The organism is Sanguibacter sp. Z6_81, assembly GCF_057180625.1.
Map to the genome: position 1 here is coordinate 54,873 of NZ_JBXUFV010000004.1, position 22,600 is coordinate 77,472.

The following is a 22,600-nucleotide window of genomic DNA, read 5'->3' on the forward strand; positions in this document are numbered from 1 at the left end:
AGTGAGCGCAACGAGCATGACGGACGAAGGCCCGACGAACCCGCGCACCCCGACCGAGTCCGACCCGGCGGACGTCGCCTCGGTCGCGCGCGCGGTAGCGCCCCAGGCGGCCCGGTTCGTGCAGACCTGCGCGGAGGTCGCCTCCGGCGGTGCCCCCGAGGCGGCGATCTCCCTGCTGCTCCTCGCGACGTCGGACATCCTCGGAGCGGGCGCCCGCCTGGGTGCCATGGTCGACGTCGTCCCGGCCCACCGGTTCGAGCCCGACGACGGCGAGGACGTCGACCTCGACCCGCTGCGGGTGGGGCTCGCTCGGGTCCTCGACGGGCTCGACGAGTACGTCGAGGTGATCGACCCCGTGCTCGGGGTCGAGGTGGGCGGGGCCAGCCTCTCCGCGGACCTCGCGACGGTGGCGTCCGCGCTGACCCAGGGGCTCCAGCACTACGACGCCGGCCACGAGGTCGAGGCCCTGTGGTGGTGGCAGTTCTCCTACCTGTCCTCCTGGGGCGAGCGCGCTGCCAGCGCGCTGCGCGTGCTCCAGCTCATCCTCGCCCACCTGCGCCTCGACGTAGACGACGACGTCGCCGCCGAGGCGGAGTACGACGCGCTCCAGTCCTGACCCTCAGGCGACGCGGGTCCCACGTGCCAGCCTGTGCTGCGGGATCCGGATGCGCCGGACGGTGACGAACAGCGCGCCCGCCCCGAGCAGCAGGTAGAACGCCAGCCCCCACGGCCACACGGGACTCATGCTGGACAGCTCGGTCTCGCGGTCTCCCGCGTCGGCCACGTCGACGAACTCCTCGCACTCGTTCCCGGTGTCCGCCCCCGCACGGGCGAGGCGCACGCCGTCGCGGATCCCGGCGAGCGGGTCGGGTCCCCCACGGCCGAACGCCTCACCGCCGGGTGCGGCGTCCGCGACGAGGACGAACGGGTTCACCGCGAGCAGCCACCAGGTCCACTCCGTGTGGATGAGCGTCGTGCGGTACGTCTGCAGCTCGCACTCCGTGACCCTGCCGGTGCTCTGGTCCCACTCCGTCGGTCGGTAGGTCGTCACCTCGACGTTCTCCTCGGTGACGATCAAGATCGTGAGGAAGAAGACGGCGACCGTGACGAAGCTCAGGGTCGCCACGGACAGGTAGGACAGCAGGGCGGACCCGCTCGTCTTGCTCACGAGCGACGAGAACGCCAGGCTGACCGCGCAGACGACGAGCAGCAGCAGCGCGAGGATGACGAGCGTGGTGAGGAGCGCCAGGAAACGTACCCCTCCCGCCAGGAACGCCCAGACCATGAACGGGACGCTGACGGCGAGGAACGCCATCGACGCGAGCCAGCCGGCGGCGATCTTGCCGAGCGCGATCTCCACGGGCGTGAGCATGGAGACCTGGAGGATCGCCAGCGTCCCGGCGTTGCGGTCGCCGTTGATCGCCCCCGAGCTCAACGTCGGGGTGACGAGGAGGCCGAGGAAGAGGATGAAGATGACGTTGAGACCGAAGATCAGCGGACCGGTCTTCATGTCGCCGTAGGAGGCACCGGCGGACGACGCAGCGCTGATGAGGATGCAGATGCCACCCACGACGACGAACCACACGCCGAGAGTGACCTTCCACCTCGTGGACCGCAGTCGCTGGGTGAGCTCGAGGCGGGCGACCGTCGTCACGCCATGCCAGGACAACGACCAGTCGCCGCGGTTCTCGGGACCCTGGGGTGGCGCCCCGTACACCTGCGGTGCAGCCGGCGGGGGTGGGGCAGGGTAGGTGCTCACCGGCGCTCCTCGTTGAGTGACAGGTACGTCTGTTCCAGCGCGCCGCCCGACGGAGCGAGCGAGACGAGCGGGACGCCGGCGGTGACGGCGTCCCGCAGGAGCCGCGACGCGGCCTCCTCGCCGCCGAGCTGAAGGATGAGGGTGCTGTCGGGCTGCTGCACGAACGGCATGCCCACCGAGCGCAGCCACTCGACGAGGGGCGCGACCTGCAGCGCCTTCACCCGCCACGTGCGGTGTGCGGTGCGCGCCTCGGCGACCGACTCATGGGCCACCGTGCGACCAGCGGAGATGAACACGGCGTCGTCGACCATCTCGTCCAGCTCGGCGAGGATGTGGCTGGAGATGAGGACCGTCGTGCCTGCCGCGGCGATGGATCGCACGAGCGTCCGCAGCTCGATCCTCGACCGCGGGTCGAGCCCGTTGGCCGGCTCGTCGAGGACGAGCACCGACGGGCGGTGGACGAGCGCCCGGGCGAGCCCGAGGCGCTGCTTCTGCCCGCGGGAGAGCACGTGTGCCGGCTGGTCCGCGAGGGCCGTGAGGTGCACCGTGTCGAGGAGCTCGATCGCGCGTTGGCGGCTGTGCTCCGCGGACATCCGGTACGTCGCGCCGGTGGTCAGCAGGACCTCGCGGGCGGTGAGCGACTCCCAGGTGCCGAACTGGTCGGGCATCCAGCCGACGCGGGACCGTGCCGCGTAGTTCTGGGTGACCGGGTCGAGGCCGTCGATGAAGATGTGCCCGGCGTCGGGCACGAGGAGACCGGCGAGCATGAGCATGAGCGTCGTCTTGCCCGAGCCGTTGGGGCCGATGAGCGCGGTGACGGCGCCCCGTCGAGCGAGGACGTCGACGCTGTCCACGGCCCGCACGGCGCCGAAGCTCCGCGCGACCCCCTGGGCGATGACGCCGAACTGGCCCTGCGGAGGTGCGCCGTACGCAGCCTGCGGATGGGCGCCGTACGCGCCGTGCGGAGGTGCGCCGTACGCAGCCTGCGGATCTGCGCCGTACGCGGCGCGCGGATGCGCGCCGTACGCGTCGCGCCCCACCGCGCCCACCTGGTCCCCAGGACCCGGTGCGGCGCCCGGTATCGGCGGCTTCGGCGGCTCTGCGCTCGTCATGGGCCGACTGTAGCGGCTGCGGAGTCGCGTCAGTGGGGACGGCAGGGTGAGTGATGGTAGGGATGTCGTGTGGATCCCAGCGCGCTCACCGCAGCAACCCTCACGGTCGGCCACCTCGAGATCGGCGTCCTGACGATGGTCGCCCTCGTCCTCGCCGGTCTGGTGGCCGGCTGGGTGGACGCCGTGGTCGGTGGCGGAGGGCTCGTCCAGCTCCCCGCGCTCCTGCTCGTCCCGGGCATGACGCCGGTGCAGGCGCTCGCCACCAACAAGCTCGCCGGGATCATGGGCACGTCGGTCAGTGCCGTCACGTACTACCGGCGCGTCGGCCCGGACCTGCGGACGGCGGGGCCGATGGCGCTCGCCGCGCTCGCTGGTGCGGTCGGCGGTGCGGCGCTCGCGTCGCGCATCCCCGAGGACCTGTTCACACCGATCATCCTCGTGGTCCTCGTCGGGGTGGCCGCCTACACGCTGCGGACACCCCACCTGGGCCAGGACACGGTGCTGCGGTGGGAGGGCAGCGGCCACCGCTGGACCGCGGCCGGGATCGGCCTCGTCATCGGCGCCTACGACGGGCTGCTCGGGCCCGGCACCGGCACCTTCCTCGTCATCGCCCTCGTGAGCGTGCTGGGCTACGCGTTCCTGCCCGCCTCCGCCCTGGCCAAGATCGTCAACTTCGCGACGAATGCCGGCGCCCTCATGTTCTTCGTCCCCAGCGGTCACGTGGTCTGGGCGCTGGGGCTCTGCGTCGGCGCCGCCAACCTCTGCGGCGGCTACCTCGGAGCGCGCACGGCCGTCGCGCGCGGGAACCGCTTCGTCCGTGCCGTGTTCGTCGTCGTCGTCGCCGCACTGGTGTGCACGCTGGGCTACGACCTCGTCGTCGGCTGAACCGGTCGTGCCCTACCATCGAGTGTTCGTAACCATGCTGGTGGACGTTTAGATCGACGGGACCAGCTGAGCAACGGAGTACCACTCGTGGCACTGATCGTCCAGAAATATGGCGGTTCGTCCGTCTCCGACGCGGAGAGCATCAAGCGCGTCGCCAAGCGGATCGCAGAGTCCAAGAGGGCAGGGAACGACCTCGTCGTCGTCGTCTCGGCCATGGGGGACACCACCGACGAGCTCATCGACCTCGCCCAGCAGATCACCCCGCTGCCCCCGTCCCGGGAGATGGACATCCTCCTCACCGCCGGCGAGCGCATCTCGATGTCGCTGCTGGCGATGGCCATCAACAGCCTGGGCGTGAAGGCGAAGTCCTTCACCGGGCAGCAGGCGGGCGTCATCACCGACGCCGTGCACGGCAAGGCGCGGATCGTCGACGTCGTCCCGGAGCGCATCCGGGAGACGGTCGAGAAGGGATCTGTCGCGATCGTCGCGGGCTTCCAGGGGGTGACGCAGTCGACGAACGACGTCACCACGCTCGGCCGCGGTGGCTCCGACACGACCGCGGTCGCGCTCGCTGCCGGCCTCGGCGCAGACGTCTGCGAGATCTACACGGACGTCGACGGCGTCTTCACCGCCGACCCGCGCATCGTCCCCAGCGCTCGCAAGATCGACCGCATCACCTACGAGGAGATGCTCGAGATGGCGGCGTCGGGCGCCAAGGTCCTCGTGCTGCGCTGCGTCGAGTACGCGCGTCGCTACAACGTTCCCATCCACGTCCGGTCGTCGTTCTCCGGCAAGGAAGGAACCCTGGTCACCAACGTCCCCGCGCACGTCGCGGCAGGTCCGAGCGAGGTAGAGGTAACGATGGAAGCCCCGATCATCTCCGGTGTGGCGCACGACCGCAGCGAGGCCAAGGTCACGGTCGTCGGTGTCCCTGACGTGCCGGGCACCGCCGCGCGCATCTTCGAGGTCGTCGCGAGCGCGGGCGCCAACATCGACATGATCGTCCAGAACGTGTCGGCCGCCTCCACGGGCCTCACCGACATCTCGTTCACCCTCCCCGAGGGCGACGGGCAGCTCGCGATGACGGCGCTCGACGCCGTCCGGACCGAGATCGGGTTCGCGTCGCTGCAGTACGACGACCAGATCGGGAAGGTGTCCCTCGTCGGGGCGGGCATGAAGTCCCACCCGGGCGTCTCGGCCAAGCTCTTCGGGGCGCTGCGTGACGCCGGGATCAACATCGAGATGATCACGACCTCGGAGATCCGCATCTCCGTGGTCACGCGTGAGGACAGCCTCGACGACGCCGTGCGTGCGGTGCACACGGCGTTCGAGCTCGACGGCGAGGGCGAGGCCGTGGTCTACGGCGGGACCGGACGATGAGCGCGGCGGAGAGCGTCGTCCAGGGCGCCGGGAGCCGCACGGGCGGGCTCGTGGTCGCCGTCGTCGGGGCGACCGGGCAGGTCGGTGCCGTCATGCGCCGTCTGCTCGCCGAGCGGGAGTTCCCGGTCGGGCGGATCCGGTACTTCGCGTCTGCCCGCTCCGCGGGAACGACCCTGCCCTGGCAGGGGGAGGACGTCGTCGTCGAGGACGCGGAGACCGCCGACCTCACGGGCATCGACATCGCGCTGTTCTCCGCAGGCGGGTCGACGTCGAAGGCCCAGGCCCCGCGGTTCGCCGCGGCGGGTGCCGTCGTCATCGACAACTCGTCGGCGTGGCGCCTGGACCCTGACGTCCCGCTCGTCGTCTCCGAGGTCAACCCGGAGGCGATCGCCGACGCGCGCAAGGGGATCATCGCGAACCCGAACTGCACGACGATGGCCGCGATGCCTGTGCTCAAGCCGCTCGCCGACGAGGCCGGGCTCGAGCGCCTCATCGTCTCGACGTACCAGGCGGTCTCCGGATCGGGTCTGGCTGGCGCCCAGGAGCTCGACTCGCAGGCGCGTGCGGCCGTCGAGCAGGACCTCGTCGGGTTGGTGCACGACGGCGGAGCGGTGACGTTCCCGGAGCCGGTGAAGTACGTGAAGAACATCGCGTTCAACGTCGTCCCGCTCGCCGGGTCGATCGTCGACGACGGCTCGCTCGAGACGGACGAGGAGCAGAAGCTGCGCAACGAGTCGCGCAAGATCCTCGGTCTGCCGGAGCTCGCGGTCTCCGGGACGTGCGTCCGGGTGCCCGTGTTCAGCGGGCACTCCCTGGCGATCAACGCGGAGTTCGCGCGTGCGCTGTCGCCCGAGCGGGCGCGCGAGCTGCTCGCGGCCGCGCCGGGTGTCGAGCTCGCCGACGTGCCGAACCCGCTCGAGGCAGCGGGCGCGGACCCGAGCTTCGTGGGGCGCATCCGGACGGACCAGTCGGTCCCCGGCGGACGTGGTCTCGCGCTGTTCGTGAGCAACGACAACCTCCGCAAGGGTGCGGCGCTCAACGCCGTCCAGGTCGCGGAGCTCGTCGCGCAGCGGCTGTCCGCGGCTGGCTGAGCCCAGCCTGGTCGGTGGCGTCGCCACGGACCGCACGGCCTCACGACAGGCCCCCACCGCACGCGGTGGGGGCCTGTCGCACGTGTGCTCACGGCGCTGCCCGGCTCCGGGACCGCGGCCGCCAGGACTCCAGGGCCAACCTTCTCGTGGAGGGACTTGCGCCGCGGCGGGTTCCATGGTTCATTACTTGTGTAATGAACCACCGAACAACTACCGGGGGAGGGGCGATGTTCGACGGGCGAGATCCCATCTACCTGCAGATCGCCGACCAGATCCGTCGCGACGTGCTCGCGGGGACCCTCGAGGAGGGGGAGCAGGTGATGTCCACGACGCAGTACGCCACGACCTACCGGATCAACCCCGCGACGGCCGCCAAGGCGTTCGCCGAGCTCGTCGACGAGGGCGTGCTCTACAAGCAGCGCGGCGTCGGCATGTTCGTCGCCGACGGCGCCGCCGAGCGGCTGCGGGCCGCGCACCGGTCCCGCTTCTACTCCCAGACCCTCGCGCCGGTCCTCGACCAGGCCCGGGTGCTCGGGATCTCCGACGACGAGCTCGTCGCCTACATCCGGGACGCGGGGGCCCGGCCATGACGCCAGCACCGACCGCCCCCGGGTACGCGGTCCGGTTCGAGGACGTCCGGGTCCCCTTCGGTCCGCCGGCACTCGACGGGCTCACCCTGGACCTCGCCGCGGGCGTCGTGCACGGTCTGCTCGGCCGCAACGGCTCCGGCAAGACGACCGCACTGTCCCTGGCAGCGGGCTTCCGCCGACCCCGCTCGGGTCGGGTGCTCGTCGACGGCGAGGACCCCTTCGAGAACGCCCGGATCGCAGAGGGCGTGTGCTTCGTCCGGGAGAGCGGCGACGTGCTGGCCGACGAGAAGGTCGGCGACAACCTCGGGTTCTTCGAGGCGATGCGCCCCTCGTTCGACCGCGGCTACGCCGACGAGCTCGTCGACCTCTTCCAGATCGACGCGACGTCGAAGGTCAACGCGCTCTCGCGGGGACAGCGCTCCGCGTTCGGGGTCGTCGTCGGGCTCGCCGCTCGTGCGCCGCTGACCATCTTCGACGAGGTGCACCTGGGCATGGACGCGCCCTCCCGCTACGCCTTCTACGACGCCCTCCTGGCGGACTACATCGCTCATCCCCGGACGTTCGTCGTCTCGAGCCACCTCATCGGTGAGCTCGAGCGGCTGCTGGAGAACGTGGCGATCCTCCACCGCGGTCGGCTCCTCGTCGCGGACGAGGCGCAGGCGCTCCGTAGCCGTGGCGCCACGCTCACCGGTCCTGCCGCTGCCGTGGACGCGGTGGTGGCCGCGGCGGGCCTCGATGTCGTCGGACGTCGGGCGCTCGGCGGCACCAGCGAGGTGACCGTGTACGGGGAGGTGACCGCGCACGTCGTCGAGCACGCACGGCTGACGCAGGTCGAGGTGGGGCGAGTCGGGCTCCAGGACCTCGTCGTCCATCTCACCGAGCACGCGGGGCATCGCACGGACACATCTCAGCACGGCGAGAAGGAGGCATGACCATGCAGGCACTGGAACGTTCGCAGGCGCGACGGTCGCTGCGGATGCTCATGGAGGTCAACCTCTTCGTGGCCGCGTGGTTCTGGGGCGTGGCCCTCGTCGTCGCCGTCGTGATCGGCGTCCTGCGGGACCGGTACGGCACTGTCGACAGCTCTGTCCTCGCGATCGCGGCCCAGGTCGGCATGTGGTTCACCTTCGCCATCGCGACCTACGTGACGACCCAGCACCTGCCCGTGCACGTCGCCGCGGGGGTCACCCGCCGGGCGTTCGTCCGGGCGTCGATCCTCGGGGTGCTGCTCACGGCAGGCGTGTATGCCGTCGTCCTGACGGTCCTCCTGCAGGTGGAGCGACTCGTGTACGGCGCAGCCGGGTGGACGCACGCCTTCTCGGGCGCGGGCATGTTCACCTCCACGGACCAGGTGCTGCCCGTCCTTGCCCAGCACCTCATCGTCTTCGCAGCAGGGGGACTCCCCGGGCTCCTCGTCGGGATCGTCTACTACCGGTTCGGAGCGGGGACCGGCACGGTGGCCCTGGTCGTCACCGCGACGCCCGTGCTCGTCGCCAGCGGCATGGTCCGCACACGAGGCGACTGGCTGATCGTCACGCCCCCCGACGCCGTGGGCGTGCGGGTCGCGCTCGCGGTGATCGTCCTCGCCGCGGTGACGCTGGCATACTGGCTCGTCGCGCGACGGGTGCCGATCGCGCCGGCCACGGGCTGACCGGGCGGCTGCCGTCCCCGCCGCGGAGACCGGTGGCGCCGGGCTCAGCGCGCGAAGCGCGGGCCCGCGGACGGGTCGGCGAGGAACGCCAGGCTCCACCGGATGCGGTCGCGCGAGGACTCCGTGAGGCCGGTGGGCAGGTCGTCCGGGGAGAACCACCCGACGGCGACAGCCTCGTCGTCCCCGACGTGCGCCGCCGCCGCGCTCGCGGGGCTCGTCGGACGGCACACGAAGCACATGTCGACGTACTGGCCGCGGTCGCCGTTCTCGTACACGATCTCCTCGGTGACGCTCAGGGCGGAGAACGCCTCGACGCGCGCGTCCACGCCGGTCTCCTCGAGGATCTCCCGCACCAGCGCGCGTGCGGGTTCCTCGCCCGGTTCGACGATGCCGCTGATGACCGTCCACGCGTGGGTGTCGGAGCGCTGCGCGAGCAGGACGCGACCGGCGTCGTCGAGCACGACCCCGCTCACTCCCGGCAACCACAAGGGGGACGTACCGACGTGGGCGCGCAGGGCAGTGACGAACGGGGGGATCGGCATGTCTCGAGCCTATCCGCCCCCGTGCTGTGTGCTAGCGTGCTGCGCGTGACCGGACAACGTTGGTATTGGCGCTTTACGCTGGCTCCTGGTGGGGCTGAGCGGGCGAACGCCTGACCGACCGACCCACCGGAGCCAGCACAGGGCTGAGACGCAGACGCGTCTCGGCCCTTCGTCATTCAGACGAGAGCCGACTCCGTCCCCTCCGGTCGGCCTGCGCGCGGCTCCGTCTGAGCACCCAGACCAGGATCGGAGCCCCACCCCATGCCCATCGACGCACTCGACCCCACCACGCCGTCCGACGCCGATGCCTCCATGCTGACGAGCGACCTGCGCATCCGTGCCCTCGAGCCCCTGCCGGCCCCGGACCAGGTGCGTGCGGAGCAGCCGCTGCCCACCGAGGCCGCGAAGCTCGTCGAGCGCAGCCGCACCGAGGTGCGCAGCGTCCTCGCCGGCACGGACGACCGGCTGCTCGTCATCGTCGGCCCCTGCTCCGTGCACGACCCCGAGGCCGCGCTCGACTACGCCCGCCGCCTCGCGACGGTCGCCGGCGAGCTGTCCGACGACCTGTGCATCGTCATGCGCGTCTACTTCGAGAAGCCGCGCACGACGGTCGGGTGGAAAGGGCTCATCAACGACCCCGGCATGGACGAGTCGTTCGACGTGCACCTCGGGCTCGCGCTCGCCCGGGAGGTGCTCCTGGGCGTCCTCGCCGAAGGTGTTCCTGCCGCGTGCGAGTTCCTCGAGCCGACGAGCCCGCAGTACATCGCCGATGCCGTCTCGTGGGGCGCGATCGGTGCCCGCAACCCGGAGAGCCAGGTGCACCGCCAGCTCGCATCCGGGCTCTCCATGCCGATCGGCTTCAAGAACGCCACCGACGGCGACGTGCAGGCAGCCGTGGACGGGTGCGTCACGGCCGCGGCCGAGCACACGTTCTTCGGCATCGACGGACAGGGACGCGCGGCTGCCGTCGCGACGAGCGGTAACCCCGACTGCCACGTCATCCTGCGCGGCGGGCGCGGCGGACCGAACTACGACGACACGTCCGTGGCCGCGGCGCTCGACGTCGTGCGGGGCGCCGGCCTCGAGCCGCGTCTCGTCATCGATGCGAGCCACGGCAACTCCGGCAAGTCTCACGTGCGCCAGGCCGAGGTCGTGCGAGAGATCGCCTCGTCCGTCGGCGCGGGGAACGGGGGCGTCGCCGGAGTGATGATGGAGAGCTTCCTCGTCGCCGGCCGGCAGGACCCGGCACCGTCGGGGCTCACCTACGGCCAGTCGGTCACCGACGCCTGCATCGACTGGGACACGACCGCTGGGCTGCTCGGGGAGCTGGCGGCGGCGGTGCGCGCGCGTCGGGCAGGGGCCTGACACCGCAGCGGTGCTGGCCGGAGGCCCAGCAGCTGCGGCATCGGGCGCGGGCCCAGAAACACCAGAGGGCATCTCCCGGGGGAGATGCCCTCTGTGCTGTGCTGGTCGGGGTGACAGGATTTGAACCTGCGACCTCGTCGTCCCGAACGACGCGCGCTACCAAGCTGCGCCACACCCCGGTGTGCTCGCGCACACGCCCCACCACCAGTGATGCGCGGTTGGGGCCTGCCTAGGATAGCGGACAACAGCCCGTGCGACGAAACCGAGCAGCCGTCAGGCAGCCGTCAGGGTGAGGAGCGTGGCCTCGGGTCGGCACGCGAACCGCACGGGCGCGTACGGCGAGGTGCCGAGGCCCGCGCTGACGTGCAACCAGGCCGAGTCCGTGCCCCCCGGTGCGTCCGGCCGCGGCCCCGGCCATCCGTGCAGACCCTTGGCGCGGCGTCGGTCGAGGTCGCAGTTCGTGACCAGCGCACCGAAGAACGGGAGGCACAGCTGACCCCCGTGCGTGTGCCCCGCGATGATGACGTCCGACGCGTCCGCGTGCATCTGGTCCAGCACGCGCCGGTACGGGGCGTGGCTCACTCCCAGGCGCAGGTCGACCGCGGGCGCGGCCCCCGCGCCAGGGTCTGTGGCGCCGGGGAACAGGTCGCGGTCGAGGTGCGGGTCGTCGACACCGACGAGGGCGATGCGGCGTCCGTCCGCGACGACGACGTCGCGCCGGTTCGTGAGGTCCTTCCACCCTGCCGCGCGCATCCGTGCTCCCAGCTCGTCGGCAGGCAGGTCGAGCGCCTCCCGCGCACGCGGCATGCGTGCGTCCGGGAGCAGGTAGCGCAACGGGCTCTTGAACACGGGCGCGTAGTAGTCGTTCGAGCCCATGACGAACGCGCCAGGCAGCTCGAGCAACGGCTGCAGCGCGAACAGCAGCGGCTCCAGCGCATGGACGTGCGCCATGTTGTCACCGGTGTCGACGACGAGGTCGGGGCGCAGGTCGGCCAAGGAGCGGACCCAGGCGATCTTCGACTCCTGCGTCGGCGTGAGGTGGAGGTCGGAGATGTGCAGGACGCGCAGGTCGCGCTGACCCGCCGGGAGCACCGGGAGCGTCACCTCGCGCAGCGTGTAGAGGCTCGACTCGTGGTGCGCCCAGGCGAGAGCCCCGACACCCGCCGCGACGAGTCCGGCCGTGACGCGCGCCACGGTCCGTCGTGTCTCGGTCACGCCGTCAGCCCGTGGGCTGCGCGGCGCCGTCGCCCGGCTGGACGGCCACCGGCGGCGGCGGCACCGCGGGAGTGGACGGTGGCTTGGGGGCGCGACGGGGCGGCTTGGGAGCGGCAGGCTGGCCGCCGAGCTGCGCCTGGCCGACGGCGGCGAAGGGGATGTCGGGCGTCCCGGCGAGCACCTGGTCCATGTACCGCTTCCACGTCGGGGCCGCGATGGTGGAGCCGTAGACCATCCGGTGCTGGACCCCGTTGATCCGCACGTTCTGGAGCGTGATCGACTTGTCGTCCGGGTGGCCCATCCAGAACGCCGTGGACATCGCGGGCGTGTAGCCGACGAACCAGTTGTCTGCGTTGTTGTTGGTCGTGCCTGTCTTCCCGGCTGCCGAGTGAGCGGCGAGACGGGCCTTCGCAGCACCGCCGCCCGGACCGAGGACGGCCTGCAGGGCGTGGTTCACGCCGTTGACCACGGCGGGGTCCAGGCCCTCCACCTTCGCGCACCCCGCCGGCGGGGTCGGGAGCTGGTTCCCGTCGCGGTCGGTGACGGAGGTGATGGCGATCGGGTTGCAGTGCATCCCGCCCGCCGCGAAGGTCGCGTAGGCGTTCGCCATCGAGAGCGGCGACGTCTCCTGGGTCCCGAGCGTCATGCCCATGCGCACCGCGACGGCGTCGCCCACGTCGGTCTCCAGGTTCGCGGGCCGGAAGCCGACGTCGTGCGCGAGCTTTGAGACGCCGCAGAGGTCGACCTGGCTCGACATCGAGGCGTACGCCGTGTTGATCGACAGGGCGGTCGCCTGCAGCACGGTGTTGTTGCCGCTGCCCTGGCCGTCCCAGTTCTTCGGGTTCCACGTGGAACCCGCGAAGTTCGTGCAGGTGGTGGCCTTGAAGTCGGTGCCCTTCCACTCCTTGGAGGCGGCGCTCACCGATTCGTTCAGCGTCCGCCCCTCCTTGAGCCACTGGGCGAGGACGAAGGTCTTGAACGTCGAGCCCGGCTGGAAGCCGCGCGACCCACCGTGGTCCCGGTCCGTGCTGTAGTTGACGGAGGTGGAGCCGGGCGGCGGGGCCTTCTCCGTGCTGAAGGTGCGGTTCTGCGCCATCGCGAGGATCTTGCCCGTGCCGGGCTGGACCGAGACGAGCGACGAGGCGAACCCCTGGGGGTCGTCGACGGAGACCGCGTTGCGCACCTCTTTGTCAGCGATCGCCTGGGCGTTGAGGTCGATCGTCGTGATGATGGTGAGACCTCCGCGGTAGAGGAGGTCCTGGCGCTCCTTCAAGGTCTCCCCGAAGACGGGGTCCTTCGTCATCACCTGGGTGACGTAGTCGCAGAAGTAGGCCGCGCCCCCGGCACCCGCGCACCCCTGGGTGATCGGTTGCACGTTGAGGTTCTCGGCGAGGGGGGTCGCACGCGCGGCGTCGTGCTCCTCCTTCGTGATCTTGCCCTGCTTGAACATCTCGCTGAGGACGACGTTGCGCCGTTCCTGCGCCTTGTCGGTGTTCTGGATCGGGTCGTAGGTACCGGGCGCCTTCGTCGTCCCGACGATCGTCGCGGCTTCCGCGATCGTCACGTCCGCGGCGGTCTTGCCGAAGTACCGCTGTGCGGCCGCCTCGACCCCGTTCACCGAGACACCGAACTGCGCGATGTTGAGGTAGTTGGTGAGGATCTCGTCCTTCGTCATGCGGTCCTCGATGGCGATGGCGAGCTTGGCCTCACGGAGCTTGCGCGCTTCCGTCTTGGCCTGTGCGGCGTTCACACCGGCGGTGTCACCCTCCGCGTACGCCTTCTCGATGAGCACGTTCTTCACGTACTGCTGGGTGAGCGTCGATCCTCCCTGCTCCGTCTTGCCGGAGGCGAGGTTCGCCATCACGGCGCGGAGCATCCCCTCGGCGTCGATGCCGCTGTGCTGGTAGAAGCGCTTGTCCTCGATGGCCACGACCGCGTCACGGAGGTACTGCGACATCTTCTCGGCGGGCACGACGACCCGGTTCTGGGAGTAGTACGTGGCAAGGAGCGTCTGACCATCGCTCGCGTAGACGTAGGAGGCCTCGGCCAGGGTGCCGGGCTCGAGCTCGGTCGGCAGGTCGTCGAACGCCCCGACCGTCCCGCGCGTCACGGCGCTCGCGCCGGCAGCGACGGGCACGATGATCCCGGCTGCGAGCACCCCACCCACGACCGAGAGCAGCAGGAACGCGAGCAGGAGGGCGAGAACCTGGAACAGGTTCAGGGAGACGGTGGGCCGAGACGCGGCGGAGGAAGACGCAGCAGTCCCCTCGTGACCAGAGTTTGCCATGGTCTCAGGGTACGGGAGGGGCCCTCGGCGATCGAGGCCTCTCGTGGCGTCCGGTGTGCGGGTTGTGTGTGCATGCACACTACGCTCGGTACATGGCACAGACATGGGAGTACGCGACAGTTCCGCTCATCATCCACGCGACGAAGCAGATCCTCGACAACTGGGGTTCTGACGGCTGGGAGCTCGTCCAGGTCGTCACCGGGCCCGACGGCAACGGTCTGGTCGCCTACCTCAAGCGGCCCACGGGTACGTCAGCGTGACGCGCGGGAGCGAGACGGGGACCGTGGCGGCGCGCCTCGCAGAGCTCGGCATCGAGCTCCCCGAGGTCGCCGCTCCGGTCGCCGCGTACGTCCCGGCCGTGTGCTCGCGCGGCCAGGTATGGACGTCGGGCCAGCTGCCCTTCGTCGACGGCGTGCTGCCCGTGACAGGCAAGGTCGGCGACGGACCCGGGTTCGTCGAGCCGGCGGTCGCCACGGCTCTGGCGCGCACCGCGGTGCTCAACGCCCTGGCAGCCGTCCGGGCGCAGATCGGCTCGTTGGACCGCGTCACGCGCGTCGTCAAGCTCGTCGGTTTCGTGGCGAGCGACCCGTCGTTCACGGGACAGCCCGCGGTCGTGGACGGAGCGAGCACGCTGCTGCACGAGGTCCTGGGCGAGGCCGGGGTCCACGCGCGCAGCGCCGTCGGAGTCGCGGTCCTGCCCCTCGACTCCCCGGTGGAGGTCGAGATCGTCGTGGAGTTCGACGAGGCCTGACGCTCGTCGCCGCGGTCAGCGAGCGCGACGCTCCAGGCGGTCGAGATCGAGGAGCACGACGGCGCGGCCCTCACGGCGCACCCACCCGCGGCTCGAGAAGTCGGCCAGGGCCTTGTTCACCGTCTCGCGGGATGCGCCGACGAGCTGTGCCAGCTCCTCCTGCGTGAGGTCGTGCGCCACGCGGATACCCTCGTCCACCGGCTCGCCGAACCGCTTCGACAGGTCGAGCAGCGCCTTCGCGACGCGACCGGGGACGTCGGAGAACACGAGGTCCGCGAGGGCCTCGTTCGTCCGGCGCAGGCGGCGCGCGAGTGCGGTCAGCAGGTGCTTCGCGACGCCGGGGTTCTCCTCGAGCGCTGTGACGAGCGCCGCGTGGCCGAGCTCGTGGAGGACGGAGTCGGACACCGCGCTGGCGGTGAGCGAGCGCGGGCCCGGGTCGAACAGGGAGAGCTCGCCGAACATCTCGCCGGGGCCGAGCACCGCGAGCAGGTTCTCGCGGCCGTCACCGGAGCTGCGGCCGAGCTTGATCTTGCCCTCGCTGATGACGTAGAGCCGGTCGCCCGGCTCGCCCTCGCTGAACAGGACGTCGCCGCGCGCCAGGTCTATCCGTGTCATCGACGCCAGGAGGGCTCGTGTCTCGTCGTCAGCCATCGTGGCGAACAGCGGGGCGGTGAGCACAACATCTTCGTTATCCACGCGGACGTCCTTCACGCGAGTAGCGGGCGAGCTTGTCCCCACAGTCTGCCTCATGGGCGCCGCTGCCGTGCCGCGAGCGCGCCGGGACGCGGTGGTGGGTCGCCGCAGGACGTCAGGTGGCGAGCGCGACCGCGGGGGACGCGGGGTCCTGGCTGAGGTGCGCGACGAGCAGATCCGTGGCGACCATGAGCGCAGCCCGCACCTGCCCCTCGTAGATCGAGAGCGAGGCGTCCGCGCTGCGCAGGCGGGGGAGATCGTCCACGGGGAACGCTTCACCCGTGCCGCGAGTGAGGTCCACGAGGTGGCTGTAGGGCACGACCGGCGCGGTGACGTCCGCCTCGAGGTGCGCCGCGGCGTCGTCACCCAGCCGGTCCGGCAGGACCGCTCGGGCGACCGTGAGGTCGAGGCGTGCGCGCAGAAGGCGGCGCCAGTGGGCGATCTGGGTGACCTCGTGCCGCAGGATGCGGTGCGTCCGGCGGATCTCCGCCAGCTCGGTGTCGGCTCGCCAGCCGTCGGGCAGCAGCACTGGTGACCTCCTGACGTCGACGTGTGATGCGTGTACTAGATTTTCGGCAGGGACGGACCGGTTCTTGAGCGTCGAGACCCTGAGACCGTCATCACGCGCGCGACCAGACGGAGGCCCCGATGCCGAGCACAGGCGGCACTGAGCGTCCCGGCCCGCCGCTGGCTCTCGTGCGCCGGGCCCGACGGATGAACCGCGAGCTCGCCGCCGTGCACCCCGACGCCCGCTGCGAGCTCGACTTCACGTCCCCCCTGCAGCTGCTCGTCGCCACGGTCCTGTCGGCGCAGTGCACGGACAAGCGCGTCAACCAGGTCACCCCCGCACTCTTCGCGCGGTTCCCCGACGCCGCGGCGTACGCCGCGGCGGACCCGGCGGAGATCGAGGAGCTCATCCGCTCGACGGGGTTCTACCGGCCCAAAGCCAGAGCGCTGTCGGGGATCGGGGTCGCGCTCGTCGAGCGGTTCGGCGGGGAGGTCCCGGCACGTCTCGACGACCTCGTCTCGCTCCCGGGCGTCGGACGCAAGACCGCGAACGTCGTGCTCGGGGACGCGTTCGGCACCCCGGGCATCACCGTCGACACTCACGTCGGTCGCCTCGTGAGGCGGTGGGGGTGGACGACGAGCGAGGACCCCGTCCGGGTGGAGCACGAGATCGCCGCGCTCGTCGCGAAGAAGGACTGGACCGTCTTCTCGCACCGGGTCATCTTCCACGGGCGGCGGGTGTGCTTCGCGCGGCGCCCGGCGTGCGGGGCGTGCCCCGTCGCCGCGCTGTGCCCGTCCTACGGCGTCGGCGAGACGGACCCGGAGATCGCGAGGGGCCTGCTCAGGTCCAGCTGACCTCGCGGTCCCGGATGCTCCCGAGCCAGTCGAGGAGGAGCTCGGAGACGGCGTCCGGCGCCTCCTCGGGGAGGAAGTGCCCTGCCCCCGGCACGACCTCGAACCGCAGGTCCCGGCACAAGGCCGAGCTCTCGAGGTCGGCCACCTCGAGCCGCGCGAGGGGATCGGCCTCGCCGTGCAGCTGCAGCACCGGGACGTCGATCGGCGCCCGGACGGCAGCGAGGAACCGGCGGCCGCTGGCCGTCGAGGACGTGCGTGCGAACCAGCGCACCGCGTCGAGGCAGCTGTGCGCCGCGAACGGGACACGCATCGCGGTCTGGTACGTCGCCATCGCCTCGTCGGACCACGGGGCGACGCTCCACTCACGCAGGAGCGTGGCGAGGAGGTCCCCGCGAGCCAGTGCACGTTCGGGGACGACCGGGAGCTGCAGATAGGCGAACCGGGCCGCCCCCCGGCGCGTGAGCACGCTCCGCAGCGGCAGGTGGAGCACGCCGGGGTGGGGTGCACTGACCGCACCGACGGCCGACGTCACGACGGGTTGGAGGGCGGCCATCGCCCACGCGACGGTCCCCCCGAGGCCGTGCCCGACGACCGTGGCGCGCTCCGCACCGAGCGAACGGATGACGCCGGCGACGTCGCGGGTGCGACTGGGCACGTCGTAGCCGAGCGGGGGCTTGTCGGAGGCTCCCGTGCCGCGCAGGTCCAGCGCGGCCACCCGGTATCCCGCCTCGCCGAGGGCGACGAGCTGCGCGCGCCAGGCCCACCAGAACTGCGGGAAGGTGTGGAGCAGCACGACGAGCGGCGCCCTCGGGTCTGTCGGCCCCGCCAGTGCCACGTGGAAGCGCGCCCCGTTCGCGGGGACGAACTCGTGCCGCCAGTCGCCGGGAATGAGGACGTCGCTGTAGTCCGAGGTCACCGGACGGGTTCCGTGGCCGACGGCCCCGGGTCGGGGACGTCCGAGACCTCACGCTCCCTCGCTGCCAGCTCCGCGGCGTCGAGCGCGAGGGTGTCAGCCACCTGCGCGGCTCGACGGTCCTTGGGTGCGTCGAAGCGGTAGCCGACGTTGCGCACCGTGCCGATGAGCTGCTCGAACTCGGGGCCGAGCTTGGCCCGCAGGCGACGCACGTGGACGTCGACGGTCCGGGTGCCCCCGTAGTAGTCGTAGCCCCAGACCTCCTGGAGCAGCTGGGCGCGCGTGAAGACACGACCCGGGTGCTGGACGAGGTACTTGAGGAGCTCGAACTCCTTGTACGTGAGGTCGAGCGGGGTGCCGCGCAGACGGGCGGTGTACCCGCTCGCGTCGATCATGAGCTCGCCGGAGGAGATCTCCTCGGGCTGGTCCTGCGCGCCACCGTGCGTGCTGCGCTCGCGGGCGAGCCGCAGCCGGGCGTCGACCTCTGCGGGGGTGGCGCTGTCGAGCAGCATGTCGTCCGCGCCCCACTCGGCGGTGACGACCATGAGCCCGCCCTCGGTGAGGATGAGGACGATCGGGATGCTCAGGCCGGTGGCACGCAGCAGCCGGCAGGTGGTCCGGGCACCCGCAAGGTCCCGACGCGCGTCGATGAGCACGACGTCCGAGTCCGGTGCGTCCACGAGGGCCGAGGGCTCCATGGGCAGCACGCGGATCCGGTGGGTGAGGAGCCCCAGCGCGGGAAGGACCTGCGCGGACCCACCCGCGGTGGGTGTGAGGAGCAGCAACGTGGCCATGAGATTCACCTCTTCTCCGACGGGCGACCACCGGAATGCGATGGACGCCGGAGCTCCGGGTGTCGCTCGCGCGGACCCTGCTCGGCCCCGATTGTTCCATGCTCACCGCCGCGGGTGGGGCGGGACCCGTCGGATCTGGGAGACTCGGGCCTGTGAATCTCTCGTCGCGCGCAGTCGCCACGGCCTGTGCGGCCGCCGCCATCGCCTGCGGTGCGTACCTCGGAGGCGTCGCGCTCCTGGTCGTCCTGGCGGCCCTCGTCGTCCTCTTCGCGCTCGGGTGGGCGTCGCTCCTGGGCCTGCCCGCCCCGGGCGGCTCCTTCCTCGTCGTCGTGCTCCCGGGCCTCGGCGCGCTGGCCGCGGTGCAGGTGACGTACACGGACCCGTGGTTGCGGTACCTGCCGCTCGTCATCGCGATGGGCGTGCTGCTGGCGTTCATCAACGAGCTGTTGCGGGCCGACGGGCGCGAACGCCTCGTCGAGTCGTTGTGCGGCGGCGTGAGCGGGCTCGTGGTCGCCGCGTGCACGGCGGGGTGGATCGCGTCGGACAAGTCCGACGACGGGACGTCGCTCGTCGTGTGCTGCGCGGTGTCGATCGCCGCGGCGTCCGCAGTCTCCGCGGTCCGGCTGGCGATGCCGCTCGTCCTCACCGCGACCGTCGCGGTCGCCGTCGCGGCCGGAGTGGCGGTCGGCTACGTCATGCCGGGCACCACGTGGCTGAGCGGCATCTGGACGGGGCTCGTCACGGGCGGGCTCGTCGTCGCGCTGCACCTGCTCTTCGACCGCCTGCCGGAGCTGCGCAGCCCTCGTGCGGCGCTCGCCGCGATCGTGCTGCCGGTGGCGGTGGGCGGGATCCTCGTCTACGTCGTCGGCCGGCTGCTCATCGCCTAGTAGACGAGTGCCTGCGTGCCGGGCGCCATGATCTCCTCGACGAAGCGGGGCGCTCCCGCGATCCGCACGCCCGGGAGCACGTCGTCCGGCCCGATGCCGCGGCGGGCCGCGCACTGGGTGCAGAGCGTGACGGTCCCGGCCTCGAGGAGCGTCTCGAGGAGGTCGGGCAGGGGAGCGGCGTGCTCGAGCACGAGCTCGGCGGCGCGTCCGGGGAGGGCGAACCATGCTGACTCGCCCGTGAGCCACAGGCTCACCTCGACGCCCGCGGCGATCGCGGCGGCAGCGACGGTGAAGGCCTGATTCGTCGCCTCCGGACGCTCCGTGCCTGCCGTGGTCTTGATGACGAGTCGCTGTGACGCACGCGGTGCGGGGTCGCTCATGCGGTCAGGGTAGCGCGACGTAGGATGAGCGCATGGACCTTCACGCACTGGAGCTGACGTACCTCGGGCTGTTGATCGCGGCGACGCTCGTCATCACATGGTTCGCGTTCTACGTCGTCTACAAGCTCTTCAAGGGACAGCGCTGACCGTGGCCTTCGCGCTGCCAGACGGCCTCGCCCCTGAGGTCTACCCGCTGGCCTGGCTCGTGGGGTCCTGGCGGGGTGAGGGCGTCGTCGCCTACCCCGGGATCGACGAGGCGGCGTTCGTCCAGGACGTCGTGTTCGACCACGACGGTGGACCGTACCTGCGCTACGAGTCGACGATCCGGCTGCTCGAGCCCTCCGTCCCGGAGACGGTGCCGGACGACTGGCCCGCCGCCGACCGCCCGACCGAGAGTGCCGCCGCGCTGACGGTGTGGTCGACGGAGACCGGGTACTGGCGCGTGCCGCCGGAGCGGCCGGAGGACTTCCCGGCCGACAAGACACCCCTCGAGGTCATGCTCGCCGACCCGGCCGGGCGACTGACGCTGTACGCGGGTGCGATCGGCAACGGCCGCATCGACCTCGTCGACGACCTCATCGCCAGGACGGCCACCGCCGCCGAGGTCACCGCGTCCAAGCGGCTGTACGGCCTCGTCGAGGGCAACCTCATGTGGGTGTGGGAGCTCGCGGCGTTCGGGAACCCGCTGCAGTCCTACGCCTCCGCGAACCTCTCCCGAGTGGACGCCTGAGATGACGTCGGCGTCCGGGACGACGTGGACGAGCCCGCTCCTGTCCCGCCGGGGCGCCGTCGCGGCCGCCGGTCCTGACACCGGGGTCGCATGGCACTACGGGGACCCCACGGCGGAGCAGCGCGCGCTCGTCGCCGGCGGCGCGGTCGTCGACCTCTCCCACGCGGGCGTCGTCACGGTGAGCGGTCCCGACCGTCTCAGCTGGTTGCACTCCATCACGTCCCAGGAGCTCACCGGGCTGGCGCCGCGGCACTCCACCGAGACCCTCGTGCTCTCCCCGCACGGTCACGTCGAGCACGCGCTGTCCGTCGTCGACGACGGCGCCACGACGTGGTTGATCACCGAGGGCAGCCACGCCCCGGCGCTCACGGCCTGGCTCACGCGGATGAAGTTCGCGCTGCGCGTCGAGGTCGAGGACGTCAGCGCGCAGTGGGCCGTGCTCGGCGAGCCGGTCGACGCCGAGGCGGGCGAGGGCGAGCCCGTCACGTGGCGCGACCCCTGGCCGCGCACCGCTCCGGGCGGCACCCGCTACGGCCCGCCGGACGACGAGCACCCGGGCGCCGAGCGGCCGTGGCGCCTCGTCCTCGTGCCCCGGGACGAGATCGTCGACGCGGTCGCCGCGCGGGAGGCCGCCGGGTGGCGGCTCGCCGGGACGTGGGCGAGCGAGGCCCTGCGCGTCGCCGCCTGGCGCCCGCGCCTCGCGACCGAGGTGGACCACAAGACGATCCCGCACGAGCTCGACTGGCTGCGCACCGCGGTCCACCTGCGCAAGGGGTGCTACCGGGGACAGGAGACCGTCGCTCGGGTGCACAACCTGGGGCGCCCGCCGCGGCGCCTCGTCATGGCGCACCTCGACGGCTCCGGTCATCTGCTCCCCGAGCGGGGCGCGGAGGTCGAGGCCGGGGACCGCGTCGTCGGGACGGTGACGAGCGTGGCGCGGCACCACGAGGTGGGGCCCATCGCGCTCGCCGTCATCAAGCGCAGCGCGCCCGTCGACACGGACCTGCTCGTCGCGTGCGACGGTGGGGCCGTCGCCGCCGGCCAGGAGGTCATCGTCCCGGGCGAAGGGGTCTCCACGGACCGCCCGGCGCCGCGCGGTCCCGTCGCCCGAGGCCTCACGCCCCGGTGAGACTCCTCCTCGCGAGCAAGGTCCGGCAGGGCCGCTCGAGAGTCCGCAGCGCAGCGCTGCCCGTCCTCGTGGCGTCCATCGCCGTGACCGTGTCGTTCTGGCTCGCGGGGCTGCTGTTCGGGCACCAGTACCCCTTCTTCGCGCCGGTGTGCGCGTGGATCTGTCTGGGATTCACCGCCGACCGCAGCATCCGCCGGGTGCTCGAGCTCGGCATCGGGGTGACGCTCGGCGTCGGCCTCGGGGAGATCCTGCTCCACCTCATGGGGACCGGTGCCTGGCAGATCGGCCTCGTCCTGGGGCTCTCCGCCCTGCTCGCCCGGTTCGTCGACCGCGGCCCGCTCATGGCCACGCAGGCGGGCGTGCAGGCCATCGTCATCATCGGTCTGCCGCTCGCCTCGACGGGCGGCGGGCTGGGGCGGTGGACGGACGCGCTCGTCGGTGCGGCCGTCGCGCTGCTCGCGACCGCACTCACCCCGGGCGACCCGCGCCGTGCGCCCAGGCGCGTCGGCGGGGAGGGCCTCGGGGAGGTCGCGGACACCCTCCAGGCGATCGCCACGGGCCTGCGGACCGGGGACGACACGGACAAGGAGCACGCCCTCGTCCGCGGCCGCGCGTCGGAGCCGGCGCTCGACGAGTGGCAGACGTCGGCGCGTGACGCGCTCGCCACGGCCCGGGTCACGGCAGCCGGGCGGCGGTACCGCAAGGAGCTCGCCGAGCTCGAGCGCACGGCCGTGCTCGCCGACCGGGCGATGCGCACCGTCCGCGTCATCGCCCGGCGGGCGCTGTCGTTGCCGGCAGGTGGTGACGACGTCGAGCGCCTCGCGGCACTGCTCGACGACCTGGGCAAGGCCACGCGGGAGCTCGCGGAGGACGTCGCCGCCGGGCGCTACCCTCGCCCGTCGCTGTCGCTCGTCCTCGAGGTCGCCGGGCGCGCCGCGCCCGGGCTGCTCGGCGACGGGCAGTGGCAGGTGCAGTCGCTCATGCTCATCCTCAGGTCCGCGGTCGTCGACCTCGCCGAGGCGGCCGGGGCGGACCCGCGGGGGGCGCGGGACGCCCTCGCCCCGTTATGACCCTAGGCTGGTGA

General features: G+C 71.9%; 25 protein-coding genes and 1 tRNA gene. 15 read left to right on the forward strand and 11 right to left on the reverse strand.

Going from position 1 to position 22,600, the window contains the following annotated elements:
• The first annotated feature begins 16 nt into the window (after window positions 1-16).
• Window positions 17-616 (forward strand): DUF5063 domain-containing protein, encoded by a 600-nt coding sequence (locus tag AC2AXK_RS11210; protein ID WP_484345738.1) that lies wholly within the window; start codon window positions 17-19, stop codon window positions 614-616.
• Window positions 617-619: 3 nt separating this feature from the next.
• Here AC2AXK_RS11210 and AC2AXK_RS11215 read toward each other — a convergent pair whose 3' ends face one another.
• Together AC2AXK_RS11215 and AC2AXK_RS11220 are read right to left on the reverse strand one after the other, a co-directional pair.
• Window positions 620-1,759 carry an ABC transporter permease gene (locus AC2AXK_RS11215; RefSeq protein ID WP_484345468.1) on the reverse strand — a complete coding sequence of 380 codons (1,140 nt, stop codon included), beginning with the start codon at window positions 1,757-1,759 and terminating at the stop codon, window positions 620-622.
• Window positions 1,756-2,871, reverse strand: coding sequence for an ABC transporter ATP-binding protein (locus AC2AXK_RS11220; protein WP_484345469.1), 1,116 nt, complete (start codon window positions 2,869-2,871; stop codon window positions 1,756-1,758). The genes AC2AXK_RS11215 and AC2AXK_RS11220 overlap by 4 nt, the downstream gene beginning before the upstream one ends.
• 135 nt (window positions 2,872-3,006) lie before the next feature.
• On the opposite strand from AC2AXK_RS11220, the gene AC2AXK_RS11225 reads away from it, so the two are divergent.
• The 6 genes from AC2AXK_RS11225 (at window position 3,007) to AC2AXK_RS11250 (ending at window position 8,468) form a co-directional block, all read left to right on the forward strand.
• The gene (locus AC2AXK_RS11225; RefSeq protein WP_484345739.1) at window positions 3,007-3,756 is read left to right on the forward strand and encodes a TSUP family transporter; all 750 of its coding nucleotides are present in this window, start codon (window positions 3,007-3,009) and stop codon (window positions 3,754-3,756) included.
• 87 nt (window positions 3,757-3,843) lie between these two features.
• Complete coding sequence (locus tag AC2AXK_RS11230) at window positions 3,844-5,136, forward strand: aspartate kinase (RefSeq protein WP_484345470.1); 1,293 nt, start codon at window positions 3,844-3,846, stop codon at window positions 5,134-5,136.
• Window positions 5,133-6,227, forward strand: a complete 1,095-nt coding sequence (locus AC2AXK_RS11235) for an aspartate-semialdehyde dehydrogenase (protein ID WP_484345471.1) — start codon at window positions 5,133-5,135, stop codon at window positions 6,225-6,227. The genes AC2AXK_RS11230 and AC2AXK_RS11235 overlap by 4 nt, the downstream gene beginning before the upstream one ends.
• 227 nt (window positions 6,228-6,454) lie before the next feature.
• Window positions 6,455-6,817, forward strand: a complete 363-nt coding sequence (locus tag AC2AXK_RS11240) for a GntR family transcriptional regulator (RefSeq protein ID WP_484345472.1) — start codon at window positions 6,455-6,457, stop codon at window positions 6,815-6,817.
• On the forward strand, window positions 6,814-7,749 hold the full coding sequence (locus AC2AXK_RS11245) for an ATP-binding cassette domain-containing protein (RefSeq protein ID WP_484345473.1): 936 nt from the start codon (window positions 6,814-6,816) through the stop codon (window positions 7,747-7,749). Before AC2AXK_RS11240 ends, AC2AXK_RS11245 begins: the two co-directional genes overlap by 4 nt.
• Window positions 7,746-8,468 carry a hypothetical protein gene (locus tag AC2AXK_RS11250; protein WP_484345474.1) on the forward strand — a complete coding sequence of 241 codons (723 nt, stop codon included), beginning with the start codon at window positions 7,746-7,748 and terminating at the stop codon, window positions 8,466-8,468. Before AC2AXK_RS11245 ends, AC2AXK_RS11250 begins: the two co-directional genes overlap by 4 nt.
• Before the next feature lie 44 nt (window positions 8,469-8,512).
• On the opposite strand, the gene AC2AXK_RS11255 is transcribed toward AC2AXK_RS11250, so the two are convergent.
• A complete protein-coding gene (locus tag AC2AXK_RS11255; protein ID WP_484345475.1) occupies window positions 8,513-9,010 on the reverse strand; it encodes an NUDIX hydrolase in 498 nt (165 codons plus the stop codon).
• 261 nt (window positions 9,011-9,271) lie between these two features.
• On the opposite strand from AC2AXK_RS11255, the gene AC2AXK_RS11260 reads away from it, so the two are divergent.
• Window positions 9,272-10,375, forward strand: coding sequence for a 3-deoxy-7-phosphoheptulonate synthase (locus AC2AXK_RS11260; protein ID WP_484345476.1), 1,104 nt, complete (start codon window positions 9,272-9,274; stop codon window positions 10,373-10,375).
• A 102-nt stretch (window positions 10,376-10,477) separates the two neighbouring features.
• On the opposite strand, the gene AC2AXK_RS11265 is transcribed toward AC2AXK_RS11260, so the two are convergent.
• From AC2AXK_RS11265 to AC2AXK_RS11275, 3 genes are all read right to left on the reverse strand, one after another.
• Window positions 10,478-10,554, reverse strand: a tRNA-Pro gene (locus AC2AXK_RS11265).
• Window positions 10,555-10,648: 94 nt separating this feature from the next.
• Window positions 10,649-11,590: a metallophosphoesterase gene (locus AC2AXK_RS11270; RefSeq protein ID WP_484345477.1), complete on the reverse strand. Its 942-nt coding sequence runs from the start codon at window positions 11,588-11,590 to the stop codon at window positions 10,649-10,651.
• Between the two features lie 4 nt (window positions 11,591-11,594).
• The gene (locus tag AC2AXK_RS11275) at window positions 11,595-13,877 is read right to left on the reverse strand and encodes a transglycosylase domain-containing protein (protein ID WP_484345478.1); all 2,283 of its coding nucleotides are present in this window, start codon (window positions 13,875-13,877) and stop codon (window positions 11,595-11,597) included.
• A gap of 92 nt (window positions 13,878-13,969) precedes the next feature.
• Here AC2AXK_RS11275 and sp36 point away from each other — a divergent pair, with 92 nt between their 5' ends.
• Together sp36 and AC2AXK_RS11285 are read left to right on the forward strand one after the other, a co-directional pair.
• Window positions 13,970-14,137: a Sp36 family protein gene (gene sp36 / locus AC2AXK_RS11280; RefSeq protein ID WP_484345479.1), complete on the forward strand. Its 168-nt coding sequence runs from the start codon at window positions 13,970-13,972 to the stop codon at window positions 14,135-14,137.
• Window positions 14,134-14,628, forward strand: a complete 495-nt coding sequence (locus tag AC2AXK_RS11285) for a RidA family protein (protein ID WP_484345480.1) — start codon at window positions 14,134-14,136, stop codon at window positions 14,626-14,628. The genes sp36 and AC2AXK_RS11285 overlap by 4 nt, the downstream gene beginning before the upstream one ends.
• Window positions 14,629-14,643: 15 nt before the next feature.
• Here AC2AXK_RS11285 and AC2AXK_RS11290 read toward each other — a convergent pair whose 3' ends face one another.
• Entirely contained in the window at window positions 14,644-15,279 is a 636-nt protein-coding gene (locus AC2AXK_RS11290) for a Crp/Fnr family transcriptional regulator (RefSeq protein WP_484345740.1), read from the reverse strand.
• A gap of 157 nt (window positions 15,280-15,436) precedes the next feature.
• Window positions 15,437-15,850: a hypothetical protein gene (locus tag AC2AXK_RS11295; protein WP_484345481.1), complete on the reverse strand. Its 414-nt coding sequence runs from the start codon at window positions 15,848-15,850 to the stop codon at window positions 15,437-15,439.
• Between the two features lie 119 nt (window positions 15,851-15,969).
• Between AC2AXK_RS11295 and nth the strand changes: the two genes are divergently transcribed.
• Window positions 15,970-16,683, forward strand: a complete 714-nt coding sequence (gene nth, locus AC2AXK_RS11300; RefSeq protein ID WP_484345482.1) for an endonuclease III — start codon at window positions 15,970-15,972, stop codon at window positions 16,681-16,683.
• On the opposite strand, the gene AC2AXK_RS11305 is transcribed toward nth, so the two are convergent.
• Both AC2AXK_RS11305 and AC2AXK_RS11310 read right to left on the reverse strand, forming a co-directional pair.
• On the reverse strand, window positions 16,670-17,599 hold the full coding sequence (locus AC2AXK_RS11305; protein WP_484345483.1) for an alpha/beta fold hydrolase: 930 nt from the start codon (window positions 17,597-17,599) through the stop codon (window positions 16,670-16,672). The genes nth and AC2AXK_RS11305 overlap by 14 nt on opposite strands.
• Window positions 17,596-18,390, reverse strand: a complete 795-nt coding sequence (locus tag AC2AXK_RS11310; protein WP_484345484.1) for a winged helix-turn-helix transcriptional regulator — start codon at window positions 18,388-18,390, stop codon at window positions 17,596-17,598. The genes AC2AXK_RS11305 and AC2AXK_RS11310 overlap by 4 nt, the downstream gene beginning before the upstream one ends.
• A gap of 152 nt (window positions 18,391-18,542) precedes the next feature.
• On the opposite strand from AC2AXK_RS11310, the gene AC2AXK_RS11315 reads away from it, so the two are divergent.
• Window positions 18,543-19,277, forward strand: coding sequence for a hypothetical protein (locus tag AC2AXK_RS11315; RefSeq protein ID WP_484345485.1), 735 nt, complete (start codon window positions 18,543-18,545; stop codon window positions 19,275-19,277).
• Here AC2AXK_RS11315 and AC2AXK_RS11320 read toward each other — a convergent pair.
• Window positions 19,274-19,657, reverse strand: coding sequence for a DsrE family protein (locus AC2AXK_RS11320; RefSeq protein ID WP_484345486.1), 384 nt, complete (start codon window positions 19,655-19,657; stop codon window positions 19,274-19,276). The genes AC2AXK_RS11315 and AC2AXK_RS11320 overlap by 4 nt on opposite strands.
• A 148-nt stretch (window positions 19,658-19,805) precedes the next feature.
• Between AC2AXK_RS11320 and AC2AXK_RS11325 the strand changes: the two genes are divergently transcribed.
• The 3 genes from AC2AXK_RS11325 to AC2AXK_RS11335 are packed head-to-tail and all read left to right on the forward strand — an operon-like array spanning window position 19,806 to window position 22,586.
• Window positions 19,806-20,387 carry a heme-binding beta-barrel domain-containing protein gene (locus tag AC2AXK_RS11325; protein WP_484345487.1) on the forward strand — a complete coding sequence of 194 codons (582 nt, stop codon included), beginning with the start codon at window positions 19,806-19,808 and terminating at the stop codon, window positions 20,385-20,387.
• Window position 20,388: 1 nt separating this feature from the next.
• Window positions 20,389-21,516, forward strand: a complete 1,128-nt coding sequence (gene ygfZ, locus AC2AXK_RS11330; RefSeq protein WP_484345488.1) for a CAF17-like 4Fe-4S cluster assembly/insertion protein YgfZ — start codon at window positions 20,389-20,391, stop codon at window positions 21,514-21,516.
• The gene (locus AC2AXK_RS11335; protein WP_484345489.1) at window positions 21,513-22,586 is read left to right on the forward strand and encodes an FUSC family protein; all 1,074 of its coding nucleotides are present in this window, start codon (window positions 21,513-21,515) and stop codon (window positions 22,584-22,586) included. Before ygfZ ends, AC2AXK_RS11335 begins: the two co-directional genes overlap by 4 nt.
• Window positions 22,587-22,600 lie beyond the last annotated feature (14 nt).

Coding starts and splice junctions, on each gene's coding strand:
- AC2AXK_RS11210 (WP_484345738.1), top strand. CDS start 17: ATGACGGACGAAGGCCCGACGAACCCGCGCACCCCGACCGAGTCCGAC.
- AC2AXK_RS11220 (WP_484345469.1), bottom strand. CDS start 2,871: ATGACGAGCGCAGAGCCGCCGAAGCCGCCGATACCGGGCGCCGCACCG.
- AC2AXK_RS11225 (WP_484345739.1), top strand. CDS start 3,007: ATGGTCGCCCTCGTCCTCGCCGGTCTGGTGGCCGGCTGGGTGGACGCC.
- AC2AXK_RS11235 (WP_484345471.1), top strand. CDS start 5,133: ATGAGCGCGGCGGAGAGCGTCGTCCAGGGCGCCGGGAGCCGCACGGGC.
- AC2AXK_RS11240 (WP_484345472.1), top strand. CDS start 6,455: ATGTTCGACGGGCGAGATCCCATCTACCTGCAGATCGCCGACCAGATC.
- AC2AXK_RS11245 (WP_484345473.1), top strand. CDS start 6,814: ATGACGCCAGCACCGACCGCCCCCGGGTACGCGGTCCGGTTCGAGGAC.
- AC2AXK_RS11250 (WP_484345474.1), top strand. CDS start 7,746: ATGACCATGCAGGCACTGGAACGTTCGCAGGCGCGACGGTCGCTGCGG.
- AC2AXK_RS11255 (WP_484345475.1), bottom strand. CDS start 9,010: ATGCCGATCCCCCCGTTCGTCACTGCCCTGCGCGCCCACGTCGGTACG.
- AC2AXK_RS11260 (WP_484345476.1), top strand. CDS start 9,272: ATGCCCATCGACGCACTCGACCCCACCACGCCGTCCGACGCCGATGCC.
- AC2AXK_RS11275 (WP_484345478.1), bottom strand. CDS start 13,877: ATGGCAAACTCTGGTCACGAGGGGACTGCTGCGTCTTCCTCCGCCGCG.
- sp36 (WP_484345479.1), top strand. CDS start 13,970: ATGGCACAGACATGGGAGTACGCGACAGTTCCGCTCATCATCCACGCG.
- AC2AXK_RS11290 (WP_484345740.1), bottom strand. CDS start 15,279: ATGGCTGACGACGAGACACGAGCCCTCCTGGCGTCGATGACACGGATA.
- nth (WP_484345482.1), top strand. CDS start 15,970: ATGCCGAGCACAGGCGGCACTGAGCGTCCCGGCCCGCCGCTGGCTCTC.
- AC2AXK_RS11310 (WP_484345484.1), bottom strand. CDS start 18,390: ATGGCCACGTTGCTGCTCCTCACACCCACCGCGGGTGGGTCCGCGCAG.
- AC2AXK_RS11320 (WP_484345486.1), bottom strand. CDS start 19,657: ATGAGCGACCCCGCACCGCGTGCGTCACAGCGACTCGTCATCAAGACC.
- ygfZ (WP_484345488.1), top strand. CDS start 20,389: ATGACGTCGGCGTCCGGGACGACGTGGACGAGCCCGCTCCTGTCCCGC.